Source organism: Aquimarina callyspongiae (genome assembly GCF_034322225.1).
Taxonomy (GTDB): domain Bacteria; phylum Bacteroidota; class Bacteroidia; order Flavobacteriales; family Flavobacteriaceae; genus Aquimarina.
In genome coordinates, this window is sequence record NZ_JAXLPA010000001.1 from 835056 (window position 1) to 854681 (window position 19626).

At 31.7% G+C, this 19626-nt stretch carries 18 protein-coding genes; 4 read left to right on the forward strand and 14 right to left on the reverse strand.

Annotated elements, in window-relative coordinates:
* Positions 1–9 precede the first annotated feature (9 nt).
* From U0D62_RS03520 to U0D62_RS03530, 3 genes are read right to left on the reverse strand one after another with little or no spacing between them, the layout of a single operon-like run.
* Positions 10–1500: a cellulase family glycosylhydrolase gene (locus U0D62_RS03520; protein WP_322193918.1), complete on the reverse strand. Its 1491-nt coding sequence runs from the start codon at positions 1498–1500 to the stop codon at positions 10–12.
* 53 nt (positions 1501–1553) lie between these two features.
* On the reverse strand, positions 1554–2774 hold the full coding sequence (locus U0D62_RS03525; protein WP_322193919.1) for a hypothetical protein: 1221 nt from the start codon (positions 2772–2774) through the stop codon (positions 1554–1556).
* Positions 2774–5872 carry a hypothetical protein gene (locus U0D62_RS03530; RefSeq protein WP_322193920.1) on the reverse strand — a complete coding sequence of 1033 codons (3099 nt, stop codon included), beginning with the start codon at positions 5870–5872 and terminating at the stop codon, positions 2774–2776. The genes U0D62_RS03525 and U0D62_RS03530 overlap by 1 nt, the downstream gene beginning before the upstream one ends.
* A 246-nt stretch (positions 5873–6118) precedes the next feature.
* Between U0D62_RS03530 and U0D62_RS03535 the strand changes: the two genes are divergently transcribed.
* Positions 6119–6940, forward strand: a complete 822-nt coding sequence (locus U0D62_RS03535) for a dolichyl-phosphate beta-glucosyltransferase (RefSeq protein WP_322193921.1) — start codon at positions 6119–6121, stop codon at positions 6938–6940.
* Between the two features lie 121 nt (positions 6941–7061).
* On the opposite strand, the gene U0D62_RS03540 is transcribed toward U0D62_RS03535, so the two are convergent.
* From U0D62_RS03540 to U0D62_RS03590, 11 genes are all read right to left on the reverse strand, one after another.
* On the reverse strand, positions 7062–7634 hold the full coding sequence (locus U0D62_RS03540; protein ID WP_322193922.1) for a MarR family winged helix-turn-helix transcriptional regulator: 573 nt from the start codon (positions 7632–7634) through the stop codon (positions 7062–7064).
* 28 nt (positions 7635–7662) lie between these two features.
* Positions 7663–8292, reverse strand: coding sequence for a hypothetical protein (locus U0D62_RS03545; RefSeq protein ID WP_322193924.1), 630 nt, complete (start codon positions 8290–8292; stop codon positions 7663–7665).
* 4 nt (positions 8293–8296) lie between these two features.
* Positions 8297–8530 (reverse strand): hexameric tyrosine-coordinated heme protein, encoded by a 234-nt coding sequence (locus U0D62_RS03550; protein ID WP_322193926.1) that lies wholly within the window; start codon positions 8528–8530, stop codon positions 8297–8299.
* Between the two features lie 20 nt (positions 8531–8550).
* Complete coding sequence (locus U0D62_RS03555; protein WP_322193928.1) at positions 8551–8811, reverse strand: DUF2024 family protein; 261 nt, start codon at positions 8809–8811, stop codon at positions 8551–8553.
* Between the two features lie 337 nt (positions 8812–9148).
* Positions 9149–9382, reverse strand: coding sequence for a thioredoxin family protein (locus U0D62_RS03560; RefSeq protein WP_322193929.1), 234 nt, complete (start codon positions 9380–9382; stop codon positions 9149–9151).
* Positions 9383–9412: 30 nt separating this feature from the next.
* On the reverse strand, positions 9413–10168 hold the full coding sequence (locus U0D62_RS03565; protein WP_322193931.1) for a hypothetical protein: 756 nt from the start codon (positions 10166–10168) through the stop codon (positions 9413–9415).
* A 356-nt stretch (positions 10169–10524) separates the two neighbouring features.
* Positions 10525–11094, reverse strand: a complete 570-nt coding sequence (locus U0D62_RS03570; protein ID WP_322193932.1) for an RNA polymerase sigma factor — start codon at positions 11092–11094, stop codon at positions 10525–10527.
* Between the two features lie 187 nt (positions 11095–11281).
* Positions 11282–11950 carry a DNA-binding response regulator gene (locus U0D62_RS03575; RefSeq protein ID WP_322193934.1) on the reverse strand — a complete coding sequence of 223 codons (669 nt, stop codon included), beginning with the start codon at positions 11948–11950 and terminating at the stop codon, positions 11282–11284.
* Between the two features lie 11 nt (positions 11951–11961).
* Positions 11962–13938, reverse strand: a complete 1977-nt coding sequence (locus U0D62_RS03580) for a tetratricopeptide repeat-containing sensor histidine kinase (RefSeq protein WP_322193936.1) — start codon at positions 13936–13938, stop codon at positions 11962–11964.
* A gap of 32 nt (positions 13939–13970) precedes the next feature.
* Positions 13971–14129 carry a hypothetical protein gene (locus U0D62_RS03585; RefSeq protein ID WP_322193938.1) on the reverse strand — a complete coding sequence of 53 codons (159 nt, stop codon included), beginning with the start codon at positions 14127–14129 and terminating at the stop codon, positions 13971–13973.
* Positions 14130–14692: 563 nt separating this feature from the next.
* Entirely contained in the window at positions 14693–14935 is a 243-nt protein-coding gene (locus tag U0D62_RS03590) for a hypothetical protein (protein WP_322193939.1), read from the reverse strand.
* 1300 nt (positions 14936–16235) lie between these two features.
* On the opposite strand from U0D62_RS03590, the gene U0D62_RS03595 reads away from it, so the two are divergent.
* Genes U0D62_RS03595 through U0D62_RS03605 form a run of 3 tightly spaced genes read left to right on the forward strand, consistent with a single transcriptional unit; the run spans position 16236 to position 19624 of the window.
* Positions 16236–17693 (forward strand): type III PLP-dependent enzyme domain-containing protein, encoded by a 1458-nt coding sequence (locus tag U0D62_RS03595; RefSeq protein WP_322193940.1) that lies wholly within the window; start codon positions 16236–16238, stop codon positions 17691–17693.
* A gap of 22 nt (positions 17694–17715) precedes the next feature.
* A complete protein-coding gene (speB, locus tag U0D62_RS03600) occupies positions 17716–18660 on the forward strand; it encodes an agmatinase (protein ID WP_322193941.1) in 945 nt (314 codons plus the stop codon).
* A complete protein-coding gene (locus U0D62_RS03605) occupies positions 18650–19624 on the forward strand; it encodes a deoxyhypusine synthase family protein (RefSeq protein WP_322194850.1) in 975 nt (324 codons plus the stop codon). Before speB ends, U0D62_RS03605 begins: the two co-directional genes overlap by 11 nt.
* Positions 19625–19626 lie beyond the last annotated feature (2 nt).

Below are 19626 nucleotides of genomic sequence, written 5' to 3' on the forward strand. Positions count from 1 at the left end.
AGGTGTTTTTTATTGCGATATCATTCCAAATGCCTTTTTCTTATTTCCCTTATTATCGATTATTCCAAAGTGTTTTTGATTATGTTTTCTCCACGGTAAAGAGCCTACAACTTTATCAGGAATATCTTCAAAATCATATAATGTCCAGAAAAGGTAATGTATCTCATATTGAGTTATTATCTCTTGGAATTGTTGATAATAGCTAGCTTGTTTTTTTTCTGAAGTTCCAAAAGGACTCCATAAACCTCGATTTGAAGAAATCCCAAATTCTTGTAACACTAATGGTTTACTAGTTTGATTTTTTAAACTTGTATAAGATGTTTCAAAATCATCAATGCTTCGATAATGGTGAAAAGATACTATATCTACTTTATCTTTAAGTAAGACTGCAGGTTTTGTATCAGACCATCCAATAGTAACCAGATGATTAGGATCATATTTCTTTACCTGAATAATCATTTCTTCTAACCAAGCTAAAACTTTCTCTTCACCTCTATTTTTAAAATCAAGATCAGGTTCGTTCTTTATATCCCATGCCAATACAGCCTTATGATTTTTAAACGTACTTACTACCTGTTCTGCATGACGATGGGTTAGGGTCCAATCCAATACGCTGTAATCGCCATAAAAATCAAATAATGTTATGATCACTTTTATGCCTTTTACTTCTGCCTGATCTAATACTTGTTTAAGTTTTCTGAGTTTCTCAGGTAATACTTTAGCTTTTCCAAAATCTTCATAGGGTATAAAAATTCGAATGGTGTTAAGGCCTGCATTCTTAATAATTTCAAGGTCTTTGGTTATCGCATTAATATCAAACTGATCTCCAAACATATCCCAAGGTGTTTTTTGTGGATAATAATTGATTCCTTTAACCCTATACTCTTTATCATCAAAATAGATTTTATTACCTGAAACTGTAGTAAAAGGTTTTGTTTTTATGGTATCTTTCTTTTTCTTGCTTTTTTGTTTTGTCATATGACGTATTCTCCAGAATCCATCTTCTAACAATAATAATACCTGATAATTTGATTCTCGTTTGGTATCTAACAAGAATTGATTTTTTTGATATATACTCTGGTATTCTTTTACGTTTTTATCAGTTATTACTGCCAATTGACCATCTGCGCTATAAAAATCCAAGGATATATCATGATCTGTAGTCGTTCCTTGAATGCTAATTTCTTTTCTTTTATTATCCTCTATTATACTGCGAAGGTGTTTTCTTGCACTTGTGGTATAGTAATCATCTATTCCCCGATCTAGCTGTGTTTGATATGCCACCTGTTTAATGTACCAGGCATTGAGATAATCCTTCTCTATATCTTGTAACGTTTGTGTCTCTATGGGACGACCCGGATTTATAGTATCTACCCAAATTACTTTGGGTGAATAAACCTCTGCTTTATCAACTACAACATGTAGCATTGAAGATCTATCTGCTCCTGTTGAAAGATATGAAAGGGTTTGTGCAATACCGAAAACAATTAGTGTAATCAACCCTATAAATGATATTAAAATCAGTGTTCGATATATATTTTTATTCCAGCTTATCATTCTAAATACACTTGTTTTATAGTTTTTTGAACTCCTAAAGCTTTTATTTCCATCTTATAGGTACCTGATGGATAAAAATCATCTTGTAATTTAAATTTTGCATTCCCCAAAAAGGAGAATTCTACTTTATTTTCGAGTAACTTATCCTCTTGATAGATTTTCAAAACTACCAAAGCTCCATCTGGAATAAGTTGATTCATAAAACTAAAAAGTGGTCCAACCTTTATTTCACGGTTATTTTCAGAAAACTGTACTTCAAAATCTTCTAATACACCCTGATAAGAAACATTCAAAATATTACTCTCTGCAATATCTGGTACTATTGCTTTTATTTCCCAGGATGTTACATGATCTGGGTGTAATACTTTGCCTATAGCTATTCCATTTATAGTATTTCCTTGTGTCTGTAATATATTTTCATCATCATCTTTGATAATAAATTGTACAAGAGTTCCATCACTCACCACATTACCATATTGATCTCTGAGTATCGAAGTTCTAAATTCTGTGATTTGATTACCATCTGCATATGAATGTTTTCTATCACTTGAGATTTTAAAATCCTGAGCTAAAGATGGAAATACCTCAACAGAAAACTCTTTTGAAGGTATTTCTTTGACTTTAGAAAAAATTAATAGTCTGCCTGAGGGATTGTAGGAATAGATATTTAACCAACCTATCATATCTTTTGTATAAATCAGCTTCTCTTTTTCTATATCTAAAAACTGATGCTTTAATACCATAGCAGTACTATCCGGCATTGGATTATCATAAATATCTGTGGGAACGACCACTTGCATCGTATAATCGTTTCCTCCTGCAATAATACTTGGAGGACCTACATAAGATTCTAACTGAACGGTAGACGAAGTATTAGCTTGTATTTCTATATCTCCCGAAAATACTTTTTGCTCTTTAAAAAATAATGCATATTCTATAGTACCTTTTGTTTCAGCAATAAATTCGGGGATAATAAAATCTCCAGTTTCTGAAGTAATTACAGTATGACCATAAGACGAACTGATAAAAAGTGTTGTTTCTTCTTGAGAATCTACTTCAAATTGTAATTTAATTTCTTCTCCAGCGGTAAATATGTTTTGTTTTGTTTTGAGAACTATAGAAGGAGTTATTTCCTGTTCTAATACACTACTAAAACTAATACATAATAGTACTGCTACTGACAGGCCAAAAATGATATGTTTTTTTGTCAACTTCATTAATTTGGAGCTCCTATATATGTGTTTATTTCTAACTTGATATAACTAAAACCTTTACCATTAACAGGTAATAATGCCAAGGATTTTAAATCAGGTTTTCTGTTAGGTACTACTTTTTGGCTAATCTCAACATTAGGTAATCCATTGACATAAACATTATCTAGGTTTTCATCAATAATTTCAATATTTGATACATCTTTAAAGGTATATTCAAAATATTGTTTGCGTTGAGGCCGTATTCCTTCTCTTAGGTATTTATGATCTACCCAGATCATTTTTTTGTTGCTATCATAATAAGAAATTAGCAGTTGAGGAATGGTTACTTCTTCTAGCCCTGAGTTAAAAAACACCCCGCTAATTTTATCATCAGTAATCACTATATCATTAACAGCAACTCCTTTATACAAATCTGTTGTAGCAACGTTTCCGGCGCACTGAAGGTTAAACTCAATCGGACGATCTTTTAATTCTAAAACTGTGAATTGTTCAGGATCAAAAGTATCTGGTTTTGATTCATTAATATCCAACCAGGCTATTCCTTCAAAATTTATTCTAAAACTGGTAATTTCTTTAGGAATCAGTTTATGCTTCATCAAATGCTTTGCATTATATGTGGCTAATCGGTTATTTTCACTTCCATATAAACTTCCTTTAATCACCACATCTGCAGGAACATTATCAACATTTTGCAATGCTCCTACGATACTATATTGCTCTTTGTTTTTAATTATTTTGGCAAAAAGCACTTCAAGTACCGGTTGCTTGAGTACATCCTCATGATATGTCTGCTCAGAAGTAATTCTTCTGCGACCATGATTATAAAAAATAGTACTATTTTCTGCAAACAATTGGTCTGGAGGAATATCAAGGTCATATTCTAGTGGATGGATATACCAACTTCCATTTCTATTGATAAGTTGATGGTAGTATGTTTTATCAATTTTTTCTAATGGTGTAATCCAATTAGTAATTGCTTTTATTTTTGCTACACTATCATTCTGGCTTATTATAGTAATATTTATTTCATCAAGTTTAGCATAAGAACTCAATAATCCGTCAGTAACAGATACTTCAAGCATATACTGATCTATTGTTTTATTGCTGCGAGGGTCCAAATACGAATGGGCTCTTTTAAATTCTTTAAAATCCAAAGCGTCATAATAGGCTCTTACAACATTTTGAGGACTAATTTGGGTTGCATTTTTTAAGTAAAACTGATATATCCCATATCCAAAAATTAGTATAACTAATACTCCCCATACATATGATATTTTGGTAATTCTTTTAGAAAAACCATCATATGCAATTCCTCGGTTTAGGTATTGAGGAATTTTTCTGACTGAAGATTTTAACGTTCTGATCCAGAGTATTTGTATATTTAAAATAAAGGCAATAATCGCTGTAGAAATAGGAATTAAACCCCACATCAACTTTTGAAAAGTGGGTACATCTTCTTTAGGTAAGATTTTAGATAAAGGTGAAATATTAAGTTTTTCCCAAACCATAATACCATTCTCTAAATATCTGAGTCGTTGCCATCCACAGAAATATAAAATAGGATCATAGAATTTATCATTAGAAAACACATACTTTAAATTATACTTTTCTGGAACGGTTAAAAACTGTTGTAAAGAACCAATCCCTTCTATACCTCTAAATTTTGAATTTTCTAATCTTTCTACTGCTCTGGTTGTTAATTCTGGTAATCTACGTGCAGAGTGATAATTACCATCTACTGTCATAGCATTGGTTTGTGCAGAGAGCCATGCCATCTGATCTCCAAAGCCCAATGGTAGATACCTCCATTTATCATGTTGATCTTGTTTAAGGAAATTAATAATTGGAAGCATTTTAATCTTTTGAGGCTGTGATGGTCTAAAATACCCTAAACTCATTGTAAATATAGCAGTGAAAATAAATACCCCTGCCAAAGCACCACCTAGTATTCTATGATACACTCCTCCAAATCTTTGTTGTAGATATTTTTTTAAATCTCCCTCTACAAATCGATATACAAATTCACCAAATATTGGGAGTGCCATTATTGAAGCCCAAAGGGTAAAGCGATCCAGTGTAAGAATATTAAAAGCATTATCTCCAAGCATTATTTTTGGGATTGGCGTCGTTCCTCCTGTACCTAAAATGGTTAATAAAGTAATCGACAAACCAAAAAACAAATATCTTTTACTTAAAAATCGATACCATATATAAGGAAATAAAAACAATAAAATACCCCAAGGAATCAAGAAAAACACCAAACCAGACGAGGTGACTTCTAAAAAATTATCTCTTGATCCGTGTGGTATAGGTACTTGTGTAATTGGATTGTTCTTTGTGTTAATCCAATAGGGTAAAATGCAAATTATTATCAAGAATAATGATCCCATACCAAAAACTACTATTCTCTTTAATAAGCTCAGAAATGTTTTAAAAAAAACAATAATACTAATTTGATTATATGACGATACTTTATCTTTTGAAGCGTCCATAATCACCATCCCAATTAAAGGAAATATAAAGAACACCATCCCAAATATAGGAGTCACGTGATGTGAAGTAACAGTTACAGCGATTAAACTTAACGAACTAATTAAGTATCGATATTTTCCTGTTTTTATCCATAAATAAATTTCGGGTAACGCGTGCATCAAAATAGAGATTCCTACTATACTAGGTAGCTGACCAAAAATGTGTAAGGTTTCTAAAAAAGAAGAGGAAAAAACTGCTAAAAGACTTGCATATCCAGCTACTTTTCTGTTAGAAGTAAGTAATACTGTAAATCGATATACTCCAGTGATAAAAAGAATGATTGCAACAATTGCTATTGTAAACAATCCAAACTTCAAGCCGCCTATATATGATAATAAAGCCATGCTTTGATGAACGAGTGGTGGATATCCCATTACTGTAAACCCGGTATACCATTTATAGTTCCAAGGTTCAAACCAGGTAGTAGCATAATGATCGGCAAAAAAAAGATGAATCAAAGCATCATAAGTAGATTCTAAAGTGTAAAAGATACCTACACCATGAAAAACTACTCCAATCAGCAAAGCGCTAATCAAATACTTATTCGTTGTTTTTTTTTCTATATCCAAAGTATAATTTTTCAAATACCTTAATAATTCTGCACTTTGATTTTACAAGAAAGTAGTTGTAATAGGCATCTCCATACCAAGTGCCGGGGAATTTTACTCTAATATACAATAAAGGTTCGATTTAGACGAATGGTACGTCTTTCGATAAAAACCATTCACCGATACCAATTTTCCAGTGATCGAAATACCCCGATTTCAGACGTCAACTCCCCCTAATTTAGAGTCATAATCCTAAAATAATCTACTATGAAAACTGGAATTATCATACCTTGTTACAATGAAGAAAAGAGACTAAATGTTTCTGCTTTTTTAAACTTTATTAATAAAGAAAATAATTATCACCTATGTTTTGTAAATGATGGTAGTAAAGACAATACAATAGATGTATTAAAAGAAATACAATCTGCAAATCCATTAAAAGTAAGTGTGATTGATGTAAAAAAGAATGCAGGTAAAGCTGCTGCCGTGAGAGTTGGTGCAAGATACCTACACAGTAGAGGAGATATTAGCTGTATTGGATTTATAGATGCAGATTTGTCTACAGACTTTGAAGACTTTGATGGTCTATTAAAAACATTAAAAACGAATAAGAAATTAAGTATGGTGTTTGGATCAAGAGCTAAAAACGCTTCTGAAGGAATCGAAAAAGATACTTTAAGAGCTTGTTTCTCAAAAATTATAAAAATGTTAGTTTTCTTTATATTAAGATTACCTATCGAAGATACTCAGTGTGGAGCAAAAGTATTCAGAGCAGAATTAGTTCCTGTACTTTTTGAGAAAAACTTCTTTAGCAGATGGTTATTTGATGTAGAAATGTTTTTAAGAATGAAAAAACATTATGGAAAAGCAGTTATTCTTGATAAAATCTATGAGCAACCATTAAAGAGATGGGTACATATGGATGATTCGAAATTAGGTCTAAAAGATTCTCTGGAGATCCCATACCGATTATTATCTATTTGGTTTAACTATAATGTATTACAAAGTTTAAATTATAATAGCATCGAAGCGATTACGGAGCCTATTGTAGAAATTTATGGAATGCCAGTTACCGCTATGGCGGCTTAAGGTGTCCTAAAACAGAAATTGAATTTAGTAATTAAAAAAATACACGAATAAGATAAAAACTACTATAATGTATATTAAAAAATAAAAAGCCAGTTACTGTTGTTGCTGGCTTTATTATGTCTTATGCTTTTGCATCTTCAAACTCTGCGCAATCCAATCTGATTTCAGTATCCAAAAGTTCTTTCTCTAATAAGTTACAATAATGCTTCTCTTTATCAGCTTTATAAAATGTACAACCAAAACAAGTTCTTTGTACGGTAAGAATACCTGTTTTATTTAATTGGTAAATTAATTTACTTAATGTTTTATATAAAGATTCTAAATCTTCTTCTTCGATCTTACTCAATTGTTCTTTTATAGGATCAGTAAAATTTTCGGTTTGAGCTACTATTTCTTTTCCTTTAAGAGATAATAGTAGTGTGTAACTTCTACTATCTTCTGATGAGAAATCTTTTATTAATAAATCTTTATTCACCAGCACCCGGATAGCATCACTTATAGTAGGTTTTGTAACATTAAACTCTTTTGCCAGATAACTAACATTACATAACTCTTGTTTATGGTATGTGATAAAATTAAGAATCTGTATTTGAATAGGGCTTAGTTTTAGTTTTTTGGCATGCTCCCAAAGAAGTACTTTAAAAACTTCTGACAACCTACTCAAACCACTGGTGATATTAGATTTTAAACCCATACAAACAATCCTTAAAATTCATTCAAAGTTAGTAATCCTTACCAAATGTATCAATAAGACTCTTTAATTTAGTTTTAATGGTTTCATATTGGACATGGCCAAACTGCTCAAATAACACCTCATATGTATCATTAAAAACGATCATGGTTGGCGTTCCTCTTAACTGATTTAGTGTAAAAGTCAATGCTATTTCCTCTTGAGATTTTAAGTAAGTAATTACTCTTTTCAAAAAAATATCCTGTTCAAACTTTGGCCAAATATTATAATTAGGGTTGATCCTGCATATCTTCTCTGCGGCAAGAGTAAAATCGAATGAATCATCGGCTATTTCATCTATAGCTATAGGAAATTCTATAGGATTAGGATAAGAGTCAAAACCTTGTTGCTCTAGAGTTTTTTTAGTTTCACCAACCACCTGACCTGTTTTAATTAATTGCTTTGTATTAAGCTCATTATTATATTCAAAATCTTCAAAAGCGGTAGATAAACCTAAAAAAGATATATTCTGACTAAACTCCTTATATAATTCGTTTACAAAAGGAATTCCGTATAAAAAACATCCAGGGCAATTCACTTGAAAGACAAAGAGGAAGTTTAGTTTTTGTAACCTAAATTCGCCTTGCACTATACTACTAAAATGTAAATTTAATTTCTTCAAAATATTATGTGTTCCAATAGTTATTTGCTGCAGATATTGTTTGAAAATTTACAGCTACCACTTGCGAAGCAGCTGTTAATCCATTTGCATTATGCGCATACTCTTTTCTTAGTTCTTTTAAAACCTCGATATCAGGTTGTGTATATTTGACTCCCATTCGGGATAGTTTAATTGCTAATTCAAAGCCTTCCTGTGCTGTTTTTGTTTGTAAGCTTTCTAACCAAACTTCTTTAGACATAAAATAATGATTTTAAAATATTAATTACAATTTTCCATTTCTATAATATAAAATCCTTTTTCTCGGATCTCTTTCTCAATTTGATCAGGAGCATTTTCGATATGACAAAAGTTACACTCCTTTGTGGTCAGGTTAAAATCAGGAATACCTTTATTATTTAAATATAATTTACCGTAATCGTATACCTCTTCTAGGTTGGTACTCTCCTCTACAAGGATATCAAAATGCATGACTGTACTTTTATCTTTTGGCACATACGTATCATAAACCGAAACTTTCATAATTGCTTTTTTAAGTGTTTTTAAGTGTAAATTCAGGATAAGAAAATTACGTCTGTTTGAGTGTTTTTACAACAGCAAAAATGTATCGAAAACAAGTGATTTTCTTCTAAAAAGCCTAATTTCGATACAATTTCTCTTCATTTCATTTCGAAAAATCACTCAATCTGACAACTTTTTATCATTTAATAGTTATCCCCAATTCACATTACTAAATATTTTATTAATGAGTTGATTTCTAAGAAGGTTGAATAATTTTCATTTTTGAAAAACAGGTAAGCAATGTTCTAAAATTAACACTACTTACCTTTAACCTACTTTATGTGTTAGAGAATTTAAACTAACCTTTTACATCTGCCATCGATGCTCCAAAATTGAGATGTAATACATTGCCATTTGGAGTCAATAATGCAGGTACAGATTTAACTCCTGCCTCCTCTGCTTCTCCTATACGGTTTCTAACCTCTCCTATGTTTACTATTTCTACATTCTCTGCTCCTACCAAGTTTACGATATCGTGTTCTGCACTAATACAAACTGAACATCCTGCGTGATAAAAAATTGATTTACTCATGATTTACTTAAATTAAAGGATTACTATTTATTAATTGATTTTATTTACTTTATAAGGAAGTGATAGATCTCCTGATGCCACACTATATACTGCGTACACTCCTAACATGGGCATATTCTTCTCTTTCCATTTTGTGTTTACCTGCATATAAGCTGCTACTCCATCAAAAGAAAAGTCGGTAATATTGTTCATTCTAAATTTGGGAACCACCACTTTTATAGTATTTCCTCTGGTGATCACATTATAACCTGGAGAATCCATATACATCGGCATTCCAGGGTTTGTAGCAGGAAGCTTGATGCTCTTATCATTGGTATCAAAAGTTTTTACACTTAATCTTCCAGGAACTCTTTCGTCTTTTACCAAGACAACCCAATGTGGATGCCATATAATACCATCATTTGCGTAATCAGAGTCAAAATTTTCATCCCATAGCGGAGTGTCATCAAAATCTGGATGCGAAGTCAGGGCTAGTGCAACTATTCCTTCTGTTTTAGAAAAGCCAACATCTGTAGGTTTTAAACTTGTTGGAAATACATATCCCAAAACCGGAGCTCCATGAACACTACCAACCGGTGCGGGTTTACTTTCTCCAGCTTTTCCTTTTACCTGGATTTCAAAAATATGATGCTCAAGATCATTGTCATAATTAACCTTAGCCGCAGTAATCTTTAAATCATCACTGGATTTAAATGATGGATCTTCGTTTGTCTTAACCTGTGCTTTGCAAGAGATAAATACAAAAGTCAACAGAATTATTACTAAATGTCTTTTTTGGTTTTTCATTTCTATGTTGTTTCAAATTAGGATTCAAATATAGTTAGGATTCCTAACTATATTGTTAATGCATTTTACATTTAACGTTGTTTTAACGTTTTAAGCAATTAATTATCTATTCTTTTTTTGAGAATTTAATGTATTCAAAACCGTTATTTAAAGGCCTTAAAAACTAATTTATTAAGACTATTACATCATAAAAAAAGTGAGAATCTCTTTACAGAGAAACCCACTTTTTCATAAACTACCTTACTTTTTTTCCTAGTTTATTTTTTAAAATTGTGTACTTTATTTAGAGCACTACTAACCTTTTTATACATAATTTGGAAGTACTTATCAAACACCAGAAGAAACTTCTGTCTGGTTTAGCATACAGCCTTTAACTCGTTATACATTGGATCTTCTTCGATCATTTTTAATAGTTGTTTTTTTGCTTGAAATTTCTTTTTTCTTGTATACCCTTCAGAGCTTCCTATAATTTCAGAAATTTCTTTCACAGACCTTCCTTCAAAGAATAGAGAGAGTAATTTCTTTTTATCTGTACTAAGTCGTTGGAAATGTTTTTTATAAAGATGTTCTCTTTCTTGGTTCTCTATATCCATCGACAAATAGTCATTAGTATCTTTTTGATAACGACTCTGTTCATCACCGATAATTAATTTTTCTTTCTTTCTTAATCGGTTTCTCCAGATATTTTTACATATCCCGTAAAAATAGGTTCTTATCGGTACTCTTAGTTCTATAAATCCAGATCGTAGCTTCTGGTACAATACAACTAATGCATCCTGAAAAACATCTTCTACATCTTCAAGGTTGCCACAATTGCGCAGCACATACCCTTGTATGTATCGTATGTTTTCTTTATAAAAACAAGTTAGTATTTTATCGTTTCCTTCAATAATTCCAGTTATGATTACTTGATCTTTATTCTTCATTATAGTTAGTTTGTGTCCATTCATGTTTTAGAATAAGTTCATCATCTATCACTCACTTGCCTTTACGGTACAAACATAGAATGGTTATGGGATATCTCCTTACAGATTTCCGTAATAGGGTATATTTTTATGAAAAGATTTTTTGATAGTGTTTTTTAGAACCTAATGATTTTGAGAAAAGTATATTTTATAACAGTCCCAAATCCTTTACTATAGCTACTAAATGGGTAGTATTCTTTGCTTTAAAATCATCAAAAAGTTTGCTTACTCTTTTATCAATAGTACTCTCACTATTGGGAGTGATATTTTTCTTTTTAAGCCTGGTTACAATTTCTTTTTTGGTAAATCCATGTGATAGTTCCTCAAGAAGCATGATATCAAAATCATCCAGGTGAACCATTGCACTGGTAGACGAATTATTTGTCAATTCGGGAGGGAATACGGTATCACCTTGATATACTCCATTCACACAAGCTACCAATTCTCTTATTGCTTGTTGACCTTTACATACGTAACCGTTGATATTAAATTTTTCAAACAGCATATTGATCTTATCCGGTCGACTTTCTTGAGAATAGACAATCACTTTGATATCTGGTTGTATTTTTCTTACATCTTTAATCAGGTCGATTCCAGAAGTTCTCGTTTGAGGTTTATGATCATCTTTAAAAGACAAGTCGGTAATTAACAACTCAAACGTATCTTTATCATTATACGCTTTTCTAAACTTTAAATACGCCTCGTCGCAATATTTTGCTTCCTGTATATTGTTAATTCCAATATTGTCATCTAATACTTTGATAATGCCCTGATTGGCGATCTCATAATCCTCTGCTACCAATACCTTACTAAACATTTGCTATTTTTTTAACTCGGAATTTGTATTTCGGCTTTAAGCCCTTTATCTTTTTCTGAGACAAAGGTAAGGCTTCCATTAATAGCTTGAATACGCTTTTCCGTATTACGAAGTCCATTTTTGGATTTTGTATGCTCTTCTTCCATTCCTACTCCATTATCAGAGTACTTGATACCTAAATTATTATCAACCTGAGAGAAGATTAACGCTACTAAATTAGCCTTGCTATGCTTTTGCATATTGGTCATTAATTCTTGCAATACACGATATACAGTTATCTTAACTGTTTTATCAATATCGCTCCAATCTATCTTATCAAAACCTCTCATAATTAATTGGATATTGTTTTGAGTATAATTTTGAAGCATATTATTTAACTCTTCTGGATACGTAACTCCTGTTTCAAACTCACTGTTTTCTCGAGAGATATCGCGTGCTTTTATATAGGTATTATTAAGTTTATCTGGTATTTGAGGGTCGTGAGGATTATTTTGATATTGCATCATTACCTGAAAAATATCATTGCCCAGTTCATCGTGTAATCGTTTAGAAATACGGGTTTCTGTTTCATAACTAGCCTGAAACTGTACGATTTTATTTTGTTGACTAAGATAGCGTGTGCGTTGTCTAAAAAAGTAACCCACAAATCCAATACCTGTGAGTAATAACAACATACCAAGTAGGTAAATGGTGTTTTGATTACGAACCTGGGAGATTTTTCGATTTTTTTCTTCATTGTCCTTAAGAAGGTTTTCATTCTCAAACCGAGTAGGTGCATAGATTTCTCGCGTTTTTCGTCTAAGCTCCATTAAATTAAGACTCGTCTCTTTAAAACGTTGATGATCTTCTAAAGAACCAGAATTTAAGTTGGTAATTAAATCTAAAGTTTCAAAAATTGACTCCTGGTTTTTGCTTATTATTGCATTTTTATGTGCCTCTCTAGCGTAGTGTAATGATTTTACCAGATTCTTATCTCGATAGTATTTTGAAAGATGTAAATTACTAGCAACTAATCCAGATGTTGTTCCTTTCTGTTTTCTAATCTCTAATGCTTTTAATAATAAAGATTCACTTTCTGGATTTAAAGAATCTTTTTGAAATTTGATATACCCTAAATTACTTAAAACTAAGGTATGTGTTGCTGAATTAGAATTAATATGCTTTTGATTTAATAACTCTTCTAAAATAAAAATACTTTCGTCATATTTTTTTTGACCAACTAAAATATTGGCTCTGGTAATTTTAAAATTTGCTTTATCCAATTTCCTAATCTGTTTATTGGCGATTGAATCTTTAACCAAATACAGAATTTTATCATTCCAGACCAAAGCCTCTTTATAATTACCTTGTTCTTTAAAAGATATTGATATATTATGGTACAACCCAGCTAGTGTTCGATATTCAGTGGAATTTTCTAAATACGTAATTCCATCAGTAGCTGTAATTTTAGTAGCATTATGATCTCCCAACTTTCTTTGAATATTTGACATGGCCATCAAACATTTACCAGAATTGATACTATCTTTTATATTTCTTCTAATTTTAAAAGATTGATTATAATATCCAAAAGCATCCAAGTAATTATCCAATTTTCTATTATAATATCCTAGTCGGTAAAAAGCTCGTCCCATATAAACACTATCGTTGCTTTTTTTGGCTAACTGTAATAATAAATCTGATTGCTCGATAGCTTTTTGCGGACCTTTATATTTATTAAAAAGTTTCCCTTTTAAATAAACCCCTTTACATTGTAAAGAATCTATTTGTAACGCATTAGCTCCTTGTAAAAAGTTATCTAAAGCTTCTAATCTTTTTTCTTTTGTACCAGAATTATCATCAGCAATGCTATAGTAATTATTTAAAGAATCAATCTTTTTGGTTATCTGAGAAGAAATTTGGTCGTTTTTGATAGCACGATTACAGGAATTAAAAAGAATACCTAGAGATATACATAAAAAGAAAAGGGATGGAACTGTAAATCGTTTCATCCCTCAAAAGTACTAAATTATAATGATAAAGATTAACCTTCATCTTCATCTAAATCTCCATCTTCTCCATCACTGAATAATACTTCAGTATGAAGAGTTTCATTCTCTTGCACACTATCATCTGGTGTACAAGAAGTAAGGTTAGCACATAGGAGTAAAGCTAATACTAGTAAATATTTTAAGTTTTTCATAATGTCAGTTGTTTTGTATTCCATTGTTTGAGGTACGCCCATAGGTTTCTACCCCAGATTAGTATGTTGGTACATACCATTACCTATGGGAAATGATCAGTTGGTGTTGGGAAAGTGTCATCCTATACAGTTGCGTTACCCTACTTTCCCCTTTTTGGGAACGGCAAACTGTAATCTTGGATGTAATGAATGGTGGATCAGTTTTTATATATCTTCTACAATATCACCTGTAAGTCAATCGATTAACTTACGTGTGTTTTTTGATAATAGAGATCAAGATATTTTCAGTTGCTAAGGATTTTAATTCCTTAATCTTCTCTTGATCAATACAACCCATTTATTATAGAAAATAAAGACTGTTGGTGGTTCGCAATCGTAAGGTTGAATAATCAGACTATAAGTGATTAAAACAGTAATTACAGGATTGATTATTCTTGATTGGTTTTCTGATTAGAAGTTAATACTTCAATCTTTGATTGCTCCAAAAGAAAATCAGCTTTCTCTTACTACTTTTGGTCTATCATCTTTGATAAACCCGATCCCTTATGATCCTTTACTAAAGCTTACGAAACGAAAGTTTTATGAAAAGCATAACCGCTTACGGTTATTACTTTACGGGAGTTCTTACTTTTACTTATACGAAGTTCTCCTTCCAGTCCTTTACTGCCTCTGATATCGGTTATCATTTCTGGAAGAGGATTAACAACCGAAGTATATAAATCCATTCCAAGGATGCTTCCGAACGCATCGGCAAACAGATCATTTCTGATCTCCTGCTCCTTGTTATAAAATTTGTTATACTTCATTGTTTTATCTTTTATTATTAATTGTTATTGTAAATATCTGATATTACTACGCATCCTTTTTACGTAGTAGAAATAATTACTGTTTTTATCAAAATTTTTACAAATGATTTATTGCTTATTTGTATGGTACAAAGATGCGAAATTTTTTAAACATACGCAAGTATTTTTTAAGTTTATTTTATTGATTATCAATAAGTTATGTTAAAAATTAAACATAGAAAATCCTGTTCGTTTTGTGACGAATAATGGGGGTTTTGGTAAACATTTATCTATCTGATACTTACTTTCCAATTATTGTTTTTTTATATGCTTTTTAACATTTATTCATACGTTTAAAAAATTTTAAGTTTTTTTTTAGGTTATCTGATTACATACTATGATCAAGGTTCTTTTTAAATAATTTTTCTAGTTTGACTTTGTAATTTTATCCTGGTTACATGATCATAGCTTGTTTTACATCAAAATTTAAACCATAAAAAAAGCGCCCAATTTCTTGGACGCTTGCTATTATATATTTGTATTCTAATTTATTTCATTCAAAAAAATAATTATAATAGTTACATAGCGCCCTCTTTTTAAAGGATACTTCATTAATCCATCTGGTATCTTCTGGATTAAACAGTAATTGCGTTGTGATATGTATACTATTAGTTTTCATTTTGTTATACAAAAAATAATGATTTTTGTATCAATTTCCTAATTAAGGCGCAAAGATATTATTTTAATTGAGATAACCACCTTTAATTGATATTACTAAGTAAATGAGCTTTTAGTTTTATGTATAATCCTAAGATAAATCTTATAATTCGTTCCAATTATGGTATTTTAAAACAAAGTTTCTAATCTATCTATCCTAAAGTTGGGAAATTATTAATATCTCTAAAAATATTTTTCAAAAAAAGTTTTTGATATTACTTTTTTATTACATTTGGTATATCAATAATGCGTTTGTACAATCAGGCGCACTGCCTAAACAAAATGGAATCTTTTTTCAGATTCGGGCTTAGGAGAATAAAGAAGTCTACTCCAAAAGCTGCCCTAGGGATAGGGAACCGAATTCTCAGGCTGACTTCTAAAAAGTATACGATTGCACTTCAATTCTTAGAACGGATAAAATTCGTTCCTTACACTATTTCTGTTATTCGGATATGAGAATAGATTGATACAAATGGCCTAATCATTTGTCTTACCAATTTATAATTTTTTCAAATCTCATTTTATGGAATGATCCATTGATTTTTAGGCTATATACGTCTGTATTTCTATTGGTGAATTTCATTTGTAAAACAAATTCAAACAGATGAAAACCAAATATATCGATCTTATCGATCAAACATTTTATTTCCCTCAGGAAGAATTTAAACTGGAGGATAACCAATTACAATTTCACGGTATTAACCTAATGGCATTGATTGCTCAATATGGAGCGCCCTTAAAGTTTACCTATCTACCCAAAATATCTGAAAATATTAACAGAGCCAAAGGGTGGTTTAACAATGCCATTAAAACCAATAATTATGCAGGTACTTATAACTATTGTTATTGTACCAAAAGTTCTCACTTTCAACACGTATTAAATGAAGCGCTAAAAAATGACATTCATATCGAAACATCTTCTGCTTTTGATATTGATATTGTTGAAAATCTAAAAGCACAAGGAAAAATCAACGATGATACCTATGTGATCTGTAATGGTTTTAAAAGAGACTTGTACATTCAAAACATTGCTCGATTAATCAATAATGGACATCAAAACTGTATTCCTATCATTGATAACTATGAAGAATTATCTCTATTGAGTAATACAATTGAAGGTAAATTTCAGGTAGGTATTCGTATTGCTTCAGAAGAAGAACCAAAGTTTGAGTTTTATACTTCTCGATTAGGAATCGGATATCGTAATATTGTTCCTTTTTATAATAATCAGATCAAAGAAAATCCCAAAGTAGAATTAAAGATGCTACACTTTTTTATTAATACAGGGATTCGTGATACCGCCTATTACTGGAATGAATTACTAAAATGTTTGAAGGTATACATCAGCTTAAAAAAAATCTGCCCTACCCTGAACAGTTTAAATATTGGAGGAGGATTCCCGATTAAAAACTCTTTGGCTTTTGATTATGACTATCAGTATATAATTAATGAAATCATCAACCAGATACAAATCGCTTGTGAAGAAGCCCAAGTGGATGTTCCTAATATATTTACCGAATTTGGAAGTTTTACTGTAGGCGAAAGTGGCGGGGCTATTTACGAGGTATTATATCAGAAACAACAAAATGACCGTGAGAAATGGAATATGATCAATTCTTCATTCATCACTACTCTACCTGATACCTGGGCAATCAACAAACGTTTTGTGATGCTGGCCATAAATAGATGGAATGATGAATATGAACGAGTATTACTTGGCGGCCTCACCTGTGATAGTGATGATTACTACAATTCTGAACAGCATATGAATGCTATATATCTACCTAAGTATAAAAAAGAAAAACCACTATACATTGGATTTTTTAATACAGGTGCTTATCAAGAAACCATCGGTGGATTTGGTGGGTTACAACATTGCCTGATCCCACAACCTAAACATATTATTATTGACCGAGATGAGGAAGGTAATTTGATTACTTCTGTTTTTTCAGAACAACAAACCTCAGAACAATTATTATCTATTCTTGGATATCAAAAACAAGATCAAAAGATTACTGAATCTCTTAATAATAATCAACAAGAATTAGCAAGCATTTTTTAAACCGTATTTAATTTTTTCGAAAATGAAAACCAGTAAAACATATGCCGGAATCCCAGAACAATATGCCAGCTATGACAAGTCACAAGTAGTATTAGTCCCTGTTCCTTATGATGGAACCAGTACCTGGGGTAAAGGCGCTGATAAAGGCCCAGAGGCTTTTCTACACGCTTCAGAAAATATGGAGCTATATGATATCGAAACCGATAGCGAAGTTTACACAAAAGGAATACATTTATCAGATCCCATAGCAGTGAATGACACTCCAGAATCTATGGTAGAAGCAGTATACAACATCACTAAAAATCATATCAAAAGAAACAAGTTTGTAACCTTATTTGGTGGTGAGCATTCTATCTCAATTGGAGCTATTAGAGCTTTTGATGAGTGTTTTAACAACCTTACGGTATTACAGATTGATGCGCACGCAGATCTTAGAAAAGAATACAATGGTTCTCAATATAATCATGCTTGTGCCATGTATGAAGCTAATGAAAATACCAATTTAATTCAGGTAGGAATAAGAAGTATGGATGCTTCAGAAAATTTAGTAATGAATGAAGACCAAGTATTCTTTGCTCACGAAATGATAAATAATGATTATTGGATGGACAATGTTATCGATCTAATGACGGATAATGTGTATATCACCTTTGATTTGGATGCTCTTGACCCATCGATCCTACCTGCAACCGGAACTCCGGAACCCGGTGGTTTATTGTGGTATGAAACCCTAGAACTCCTAAAAAAAGTATTTTCAGAAAAAAATGTAGTGGGATTTGACATTGTTGAACTATGCCCTAACGCAACAAGTAAGGCATCAGACTTTTTAGCTGCTAAATTGTATTATAAAATGGTGAGTTATAAGTTTGAAGATAGTGAAAAAACTTTGGATGATGAAGATGACACCATAGAAAATCAAACTTTAAAAAAATTCAAATCTAATTATGAAGAATACGATGAAAGGTAAAGGTGAAATCTCAAAATTCATAGAAAAATACTTTCTTCATTTTAATGCAGCAACTTTGGTAGATGCGTCCAAAGCATATGAGTCACAATTGGCAAATGGAGGAAAAATGCTGGTGTCTCTAGCCGGTGCAATGAGTACGGCAGAGCTTGGAAAAATCTTTGCCGAAATGATTCGAAAGGATAAAGTACATATTATTTCTTGTACAGGTGCCAATCTCGAAGAAGATATTATGAACCTGGTAGCACATAGCCATTATGAGAGAGTACCTAATTATAGAGATTTGACTCCGCAACAGGAATGGAACCTACTAGAAAAAGGGCTCAATCGTGTGACCGATACTTGTATTCCTGAAGAAGAAGCTTTCAGAAGGCTTCAGAAACATATTTTCAAAATTTGGAAGGACGCCGAAGAGACTGGAGAGCGATATTTTCCACACGAATTTATGTATAAACTGTTACTCTCAGGAGTACTTGAAGAATATTATGAGATTGATATCAAAGATTCTTGGATGTATGCTGCTGCTAAAGCAAACTTGCCGATGGTAGTACCCGGATGGGAAGATAGTACTATGGGGAACATTTTTGCCAGTTATGTAATGAAAGGCGAACTGAAAGCCAGTACTATGAAATCGGGTATTGAGTACATGGCATTCCTAGCCGATTGGTATACTGATAATTCCAAAAATGGAATAGGTTTCTTTCAAATTGGTGGTGGTATTGCCGGGGATTTTCCAATATGTGTAGTGCCAATGTTGTATCAGGATATGGAACGTATGGATACTCCTTTTTGGAATTATTTCTGTCAAATAAGTGATTCTACCACAAGTTATGGATCTTATTCCGGTGCAGTACCTAATGAAAAGATTACTTGGGGTAAACTGGATATTGATACTCCCAAGTTTATAATAGAAAGTGATGCAACCATTGTAGCTCCATTAATATTTGGCTACCTATTAGATATGTAAAA